General features: G+C 41.2%; 6 protein-coding genes and 1 pseudogene. 3 read left to right on the top strand and 4 right to left on the bottom strand.

Annotated elements, in window-relative coordinates; translation table 11 throughout:
- Positions 1-570: helix-turn-helix domain-containing protein (locus QW71_RS35725; RefSeq protein ID WP_039310661.1), on the top strand; the 570-nt coding region annotated here is incomplete at its 5' end.
- A gap of 278 nt (positions 571-848) precedes the next feature.
- Here QW71_RS35725 and QW71_RS40305 read toward each other — a convergent pair.
- Positions 849-1,010 (bottom strand): hypothetical protein, encoded by a 162-nt coding sequence (locus QW71_RS40305; protein ID WP_235441649.1) that lies wholly within the window; start codon positions 1,008-1,010, stop codon positions 849-851.
- 534 nt (positions 1,011-1,544) lie between these two features.
- Here QW71_RS40305 and QW71_RS39545 point away from each other — a divergent pair.
- Positions 1,545-1,784 (top strand): annotated as a pseudogene (locus QW71_RS39545) (helix-turn-helix domain-containing protein); the annotation flags it as partial.
- 1,090 nt (positions 1,785-2,874) lie between these two features.
- Positions 2,875-3,186, top strand: coding sequence for an AraC family transcriptional regulator (locus tag QW71_RS39540; protein ID WP_083442865.1), 312 nt, complete (start codon positions 2,875-2,877; stop codon positions 3,184-3,186).
- 278 nt (positions 3,187-3,464) lie between these two features.
- Here the strand turns inward: QW71_RS39540 and QW71_RS40300 are convergent, their stop codons facing one another.
- The 3 genes from QW71_RS40300 to QW71_RS35705 form a co-directional block, all read right to left on the bottom strand.
- Entirely contained in the window at positions 3,465-3,683 is a 219-nt protein-coding gene (locus QW71_RS40300) for an ATP-binding protein (protein WP_152679946.1), read from the bottom strand.
- A gap of 1,240 nt (positions 3,684-4,923) precedes the next feature.
- Entirely contained in the window at positions 4,924-5,769 is an 846-nt protein-coding gene (locus QW71_RS35710) for a pirin family protein (RefSeq protein WP_039310655.1), read from the bottom strand.
- 122 nt (positions 5,770-5,891) lie between these two features.
- Entirely contained in the window at positions 5,892-6,758 is an 867-nt protein-coding gene (locus tag QW71_RS35705) for an S-layer homology domain-containing protein (RefSeq protein ID WP_235441648.1), read from the bottom strand.
- Positions 6,759-7,164: the final 406 nt, after the last annotated feature.

The raw sequence follows: 7,164 nt of genomic DNA, 5'->3' as shown, positions 1-7,164 counted from the left end.
AGTGTTTTATCGAAAACCAGTTATATTCGTTCTAATAAGAATCATATAATAATCCTCATCACTTTGGTGTCCAGAGCTGCTATTGAAGGTGGATTTCATGAGGAAATTGCCCATAGACTACATAATCGTTACATCCAAAAGGTGGAAGAGCTGGAGTCATTAGATGAGATTAGAGAATTGGCCAAAGAAGTACTTTATACTTATGCCAAAAAAGTTCGGCAAGTAAAAATAGAACGCTATTCTAAAACGATAATTACATGTAAAAATTATATTTACAAGCATATTTACGAAAATATAAGTCACAATGAAATAGCCCGGACAGTTGGACTTAGCCCAAAATATCTTTCTGCTTTATTTAAAAAAGAAGTCGGTCTCACCGTAAGTGAATATATTCAACAAATGAAATCCGATGAAGCAAAGAAATTACTCGCCTACAGCAAAACACCTATTTCCGAGATTTGTACCTTGTTGTCCTTTAATGATCAAAGTTATTTTACTAAGGTATTTAAAAAAGTGACTGGAGTCACCCCCAAGTTTTATAGGGAAAGATTTCACTTTCTGAACGAGTAATTGCCAAAACCACCTATAAAAGGTGCACTTGAAAAGCCTTATGGATCTTCGATAGGTGCGAGTTGCTCAAATAAAATACGAATTTCTCCATCCCAAGTTAAAATAAATTGTTGTTTGTTAGATTTCAATAATTCGTGTCATGTATTACTTATCTGATGCATTCTATTTTGATTAATTAGCAAGTTAGACAGCATGGGTGTAATGAAAAACAGCACGCACCGTTGTATACCAGTACGCGCTTATGATCAGTTATTTACTACTTTTCATCCCCGATACAATTAGGTCAAACCTGATGTAAAGATTCCGCTGAACCGACGCCAACCGCGAACATGCCTGCCCGAAAATCTTTCCCAGATGCGGTTGAGCTGGTCTTCTGGGATAGGTTTCCCTTGGTTATCTACCAGGAAATGCGTGTAATGAGCATCACTAGAAATTTCAATATAAAGGGTACTTCTTTCATCCGCATGACGGATTGCATTTACAAGGAAATTCTGGATAACCTACTCAATCCAATCTGGATCAGCGACTATAGGAAGCCCATTGATAGGAGTTATGACAACTTCCAAATGCTTATTTCGCAGAGAATAGATCAGCTTATTTGCTACCTTTTCAGTGAGTTCGCTAAGCATAAACGACTTGAGATGAAGTCGTATGGTGCCGGAATCCAGTCGGGCCAGGTCCAGCATATCTTTAATTAACATTTCCATCTTCTCTGCTCTCAATGATTACAGATACATAATGATCCTTTTTATTGATACTGATCACATCCTGCTGGCCAATCTGCCTAACTCATCATCTGCTGTATAGGCGAGAGTCCACTGTAAAATCCAGCTTCACCATCCGTTTGGCTATATAATTTAAAGCGATCAGGGGACGAGTTACTACCTTTGAGAAGAACAAGGACAGGATTAGGGTCAGCACGAAACCTCCGACTCCCAGATAGACGTAAAACCATAGCCCGGACAGTTGGACTTAGCCCAAAATATCTTTCTGCTTTATTTAAAAAAGAAGTCGGTCTCACCGTAAGTGAATATATTCAACAAATGAAATCCGATGAAGCAAAGAAATTACTCGCCTACAGCAAAACACCTATTTCCGAGATTTGTACCTTGTTGTCCTTTAATGATCAAAGTTATTTTACTAAGGTATTTAAAAAAGTGACTGGAGTCACCCCCAAGTTTTATAGGGAAAGATTTCACTTTCTGAACGAGTAATTGCCAAAACCACCTATAAAAGGTGCACTTGAAAAGCCTTATGAATCATATTTCATGCTTCAAATAAGCTCTACAATTTTATATTCAATTGCAAGAGTGAAATTAAGATCCCATAAAATCTCTGCCCATTTATAGATAGCCTATGATCTTCGATAGGTGCGAGTTGCTCAAATAAAATACGGATTTCTCCATCCCAAGTTAAAATAAATTGTTGTTTGCTAGATTTCAATAATTCGTGTCATGTATTACTTATCTGATGCATTCTATTTTGATTAATTAGCAATTTAGACAGTATTGGTGTAATGAAAAACAGCACGCACCGTTGTATAACAGTACGCGCTTATGATCAGTTATTTACTACTTTTCATCCTCGATAAAATTAGGTCAAGCCTGATGTAAAGATTCCGCTGAACTGACGCCAACCGCAAACATGCCTGCCCGACCGGTATGGAGGTTCGATGAACTGGAGCGGCTGGTGGCCAAGAAAAATACACATTATACTTTCCAAACGTTATTTTGCCCGGCATCGACGCATTGATTAAGGAACTGCGGGCAGAGAACATTAAGCCGGCAGTTGGCTGGGCGAGAAACAAAGTTGTGAGCTGCTTCCGCGAAATCGTACCCGGAACCTATCCGCAAGCGCCTCAAACCAATATACAGTTTGACGCAATATGGATGCGGCAGAGAAAATTGTGTATTTGGAAATGCTTGACTACAATGAACGTCATCAGACCGGGTAGTTCCTAGCATTGATATGAATACAGTCAAAAAGAAGCTAAATGAGCTATCTGAAGCACTCTCCCCTTCCTTGCCCACACCCAAAGAGGAGTGGCTGATGAATCCTGTTTCTGGGGGGTCGGGGTTCCCCCTTCCCCCTGAAACAACTACACCCCCAACCCGTAACCCGGGGAGGTACTTCTACTCTTTTAACAAACTTCTTGAAGCTACATGTATAAGTATGTTGGACGTTTATTAGTAGTGCCTAATTTTCTTCCTAGGAAAGGCTGCTAATTATCTGACGTACGCCTTCAACAGTTGATGTTAAAGGTCGGCCCAACAGCTTTTCAAAGTCGCCACTTGTGAAGTCCATATAGCCTTCACGATTACCCTGCTGAATGCCAACCAGTACTGGGATAGCATAATAGCCCGGACAGTTGGACTTAGCCCAAAATATCTTTCTGCTTTATTTAAAAAAGAAGTCGGTCTCACCGTAAGTGAATATGTTCAACAAATGAAAACCGATGAAGCAAAGAAATTACTCGCCTACAGCAAAACACCTATTTCCGAGATTTGTACCTTGTTGTCCTTTAATGATCAAAGTTATTTTACTAAGGTATTTAAAAAAGTGACTGGAGTCACCCCCAAGTTTTATAGGGAAAGATTTCACTTTCTGAACGAGTAATTGCCAAAACCACCTATAAAAGGTGCACTTGAAAAGCCTTATGGATCTTCGATAGGTGCGAGTTGCTCAAATAAAATACGAATTTCTCCATCCCAAGTTAAAATAAATTGTTGTTTGTTAGATTTCAATAATTCGTGTCATGTATTACTTATCTGATGCATTCTATTTTGATTAATTAGCAAGTTAGACAGCATGGGTGTAATGAAAAACAGCACGCACCGTTGTATACCAGTACGCGCTTATGATCAGTTATTTACTACTTTTCATCCCCGATACAATTAGGTCAAACCTGATGTAAAGATTCCGCTGAACCGACGCCAACCGCGAACATGCCTGCCCGAAAATCTTTCCCAGATGCGGTTGAGCTGGTCTTCTGGGATAGGTTTCCCTTGGTTATCTACCAGGAAATGCGTGTAATGAGCATCACTAGAAATTTCAATATAAAGGGTACTTCTTTCATCCGCATGACGGATTGCATTTACAAGGAAATTCTGGATAACCTACTCAATCCAATCTGGATCAGCGACTATAGGAAGCCCATTGATAGGAGTTATGACAACTTCCAAATGCTTATTTCGCAGAGAATAGATCAGCTTATTTGCTACCTTTTCAGTGAGTTCGCTAAGCATAAACGACTTGAGATGAAGTCGTATGGTGCCGGAATCCAGTCGGGCCAGGTCCAGCATATCTTTAATTAACATTTCCATCTTCTCTGCTCTCAATGATTACAGATACATAATGATCCTTTTTATTGATACTGATCACATCCTGCTGGCCAATCTGCCTAACTCATCATCTGCTGTATAGGCGAGAGTCCACTGTAAAATCCAGCTTCACCATCCGTTTGGCTATATAATTTAAAGCGATCAGGGGACGAGTTACTACCTTTGAGAAGAACAAGGACAGGATTAGGGTCAGCACGAAACCTCCGACTCCCAGATAGACGTAAAACCAGCGCAGTGCCTCATTGGTATCACTGACTTCTTGTAATGAGGTAAGTGCAAATAACAGCTCTATTTTTTTATCGGGGTGCTGTACGGGTTGAATCAGAATAATATTACGTGTTCCGCTCCAGGGATCTATCCACTCATATTCCAGGGTTTCCTTGAGGTGATTCTTTCTTATTCATTTTGTTTGGGTATAAGACGGTATAAGGAGCAATGGCTCTTCTATCTGTTTCTCCCCATAAAGTGATATAATCACCAAATCTAATACGAATTCCTTAAAGCATCTGCATATAAACTTATAAAAAGAGAAAGTGAAACAAACACGGTTTCGCCATTATCCTGTCTTATGACCATATGGTAAGGGTCATCTACAACCATTTGACCATTCATATTTACAATGGTGAGCTGACTTTTATTTCGCTTCATAAATCGAAGCATCTGATTAGAGATTTACTGGAAAATAATTACCATTCCATAGAAACAGACAAAGAATAAAACAATCATCAGAAAAAGTTTAAAAGTAATTCCGTGTTTTTTCATAATCTCTCCTTGCGTACTGCTGCTGATATATATTCGGTTTTCTTTAGTTCATTATGTCTTGGCAATTTGTCTTTTATGTGTCCTGTCCTTTAACACAGCACAAAAAGAGCATATAGGCAAAAAGAAACTTCAACCTCCAAGTTCCCAGCATCACCTATATACTCACTAAGAAAAAACCGGGTCCATTCAAACCCTTCTATTTGTACTTTAAATAAAGTAGCGTTTCATTCGAGCCACTTCAGGGGACATGTTATTTCAAAAAAGTCCCCTGCCGATACTCACTAAAGGCCTCCGTGATCTCTCTTTCCGTATTCATTACAAATGGTCCTCGGGCAACTACCGGTTCTTGAATAGGTTCACCTGCGTATAGCAGTACTCGCAGTGTCTGGATAGCGGTAATCTCAATTTCACTCTCACAGCTGCCGCCTTGACTCAAAGCTAAGACCTGACCTTTGGAAGCCTTAACGTTATTCTGCCCAAATGTCCCATTGCCTTCAAGAACATATATGAATCCATTGTAACTGCCAGGTAAATCCTGGGTCACTGTGTAGCCTGGTTCAATAAGCATCTCTACCATCGTAACCGGAACATAATTTTGGGTCGGAGCAACCACGCCTCTGGAAGAGCCGGAAAACACTTTAATCGTTGCCCCTTCTTCTTGCCGTACAGGCATATCTTCACTTTTTAAATTCTGATAACGCGGCTTTGTCATTTTATGCACTTTCGGCAGATTGACCCACAATTGTAGGGAATGTGCGGTCATCCCCTCTGATGGCACTTCGTTATGCTCAACACCGCTTCCTGCTGTCATCCACTGCACATCGCCGGGTCCGAGCACTCCGCCTTCACCACTGTGAGTGTCATAATGTTCAATCTGTCCGGAAATTACATACGTAACCGTCTCCATTCCGCGGTGCGGATGGATATCGAAGGAACCTTTCTGGAACTGATCCTCCATCATTAGTAGAAAAGGGTCGTTTTTTGCCCAGTTTCCCGGTTCAATTACCGGCCCGGCTGCATGGATAGGACTCATGTGACTTAATGTAACCTCTCTGACTTCGCTAATATCCCTTTTAATCACATTGGTTTGTTCCATAGCTATTCGCCTCTTTTTTTATATTAACTATACTTTATATAGTATATATTAATCCTCTTTTTGTAGTTTGTCAAAAGTTCACTACCGGTTTAAAATTCGGAAGTCTTCTTACTCGGCTGGGGCTACAGATTCCAGATGCGGTACAAGATGACTGCTGCCTCAGCACGGGTGAGCGTATCGTTCGGTGCAATCCTGTCGTTCTTACCGTTCACGACTTCAGATTTGACCAGAAACAAAACGCTGTCTTTCGCATAGCCAGAAATGCCCGCTGCGTCAGAATAAGCAGCTAAAGATCCGCTGGCTTCGATTGGCTTGCCGCCTGCCTCCAGCGCCCGTACGATCATCACCATCATATCCTGACGGGAGATATTACGGTTTGGCCTGAACGTATGATCTTCAAAGCCAGTGGCAATTCCCAGTTCCTTCGTGATAGCCAGTTCATGATAATAGAAATCGGAGTTTGGGATATCGCTGAACATCGTTTTATTTCCCCCTGTTCCTTTCAATTCAAGAGCTCTTACGAGAAGTGCGATGAAATCCGCTCTCTTGATGGAAGCTGCAGGAAAGAAGCTGTTCTCAGTCATTCCTTTGATGACCTCACGAGCTGCCATTGCGTCAATCGCTTGTTTGGCCATAGGTACGTTCTGCAGGTCCCCGAAGGTCTTGAATACAGAGTCTACCGCATACGTGCTGAAGTGGGTCATTTGGAATACAACACTTTGGGTTGCCGCTTCATATCGACCGTTCGGAATCGGTGTTGCGTTGCCTTTGCCATCGATGTACCAAACGACGATAAGATCCGGATTGCTGAGTTCTTCAGCTGTCGGTGTGTAAGGAATCGATACCGTTACAGGAGCTGAAGGGTTATTCCAGATAATGATCTTGTCGCCTGCTACTACGTTCAGATCGATAACCGGACGGTTCCCTATCCGTTCACGGGTACCTGCATCCAGGCTGTCCGTAGAGGTTTTGTTTATACGGATAGACACTTGTTCAGCAGTTCCCATCAAGTTGGACAGCATGTTGCTTGGAATTAGAATTTCCCCGTGTTCTGTCTTCATTATAAGCACGAAGTTTTCTTGGCCTTTCAAGCTTGGAGTCAGTAATTGCACTTCATACACTTTGGCATCTGCTTGCTTTGGTACTTCGATTACAATTTGCTTCTTACCGTTTGCCGCTGGTCTAGTACAGCTATGCTGAATAATTCCTGCAGTTCAAAAGCTCCTAAAATGTGTAAGAGATAGTAAGAAGAAAACTCTTACAAGGGGTTCGAACATGTGGTGACAGGACCTAAAAAAACAGAAATTGCAGTGAGCGAAGAGCAACGTTCTCTTCTGGAGCAATCAAAAGAAAATAATAGAAATTATAAAAGAGGGAAAAGTAGAGGACCTAAAA

Source organism: Paenibacillus sp. IHB B 3415 (assembly GCF_000802655.2).
Lineage (GTDB): Bacteria > Bacillota > Bacilli > Paenibacillales > Paenibacillaceae > Paenibacillus_AQ > Paenibacillus_AQ phytohabitans.
This window is presented reverse-complemented; position numbering and strand designations above follow the sequence as displayed.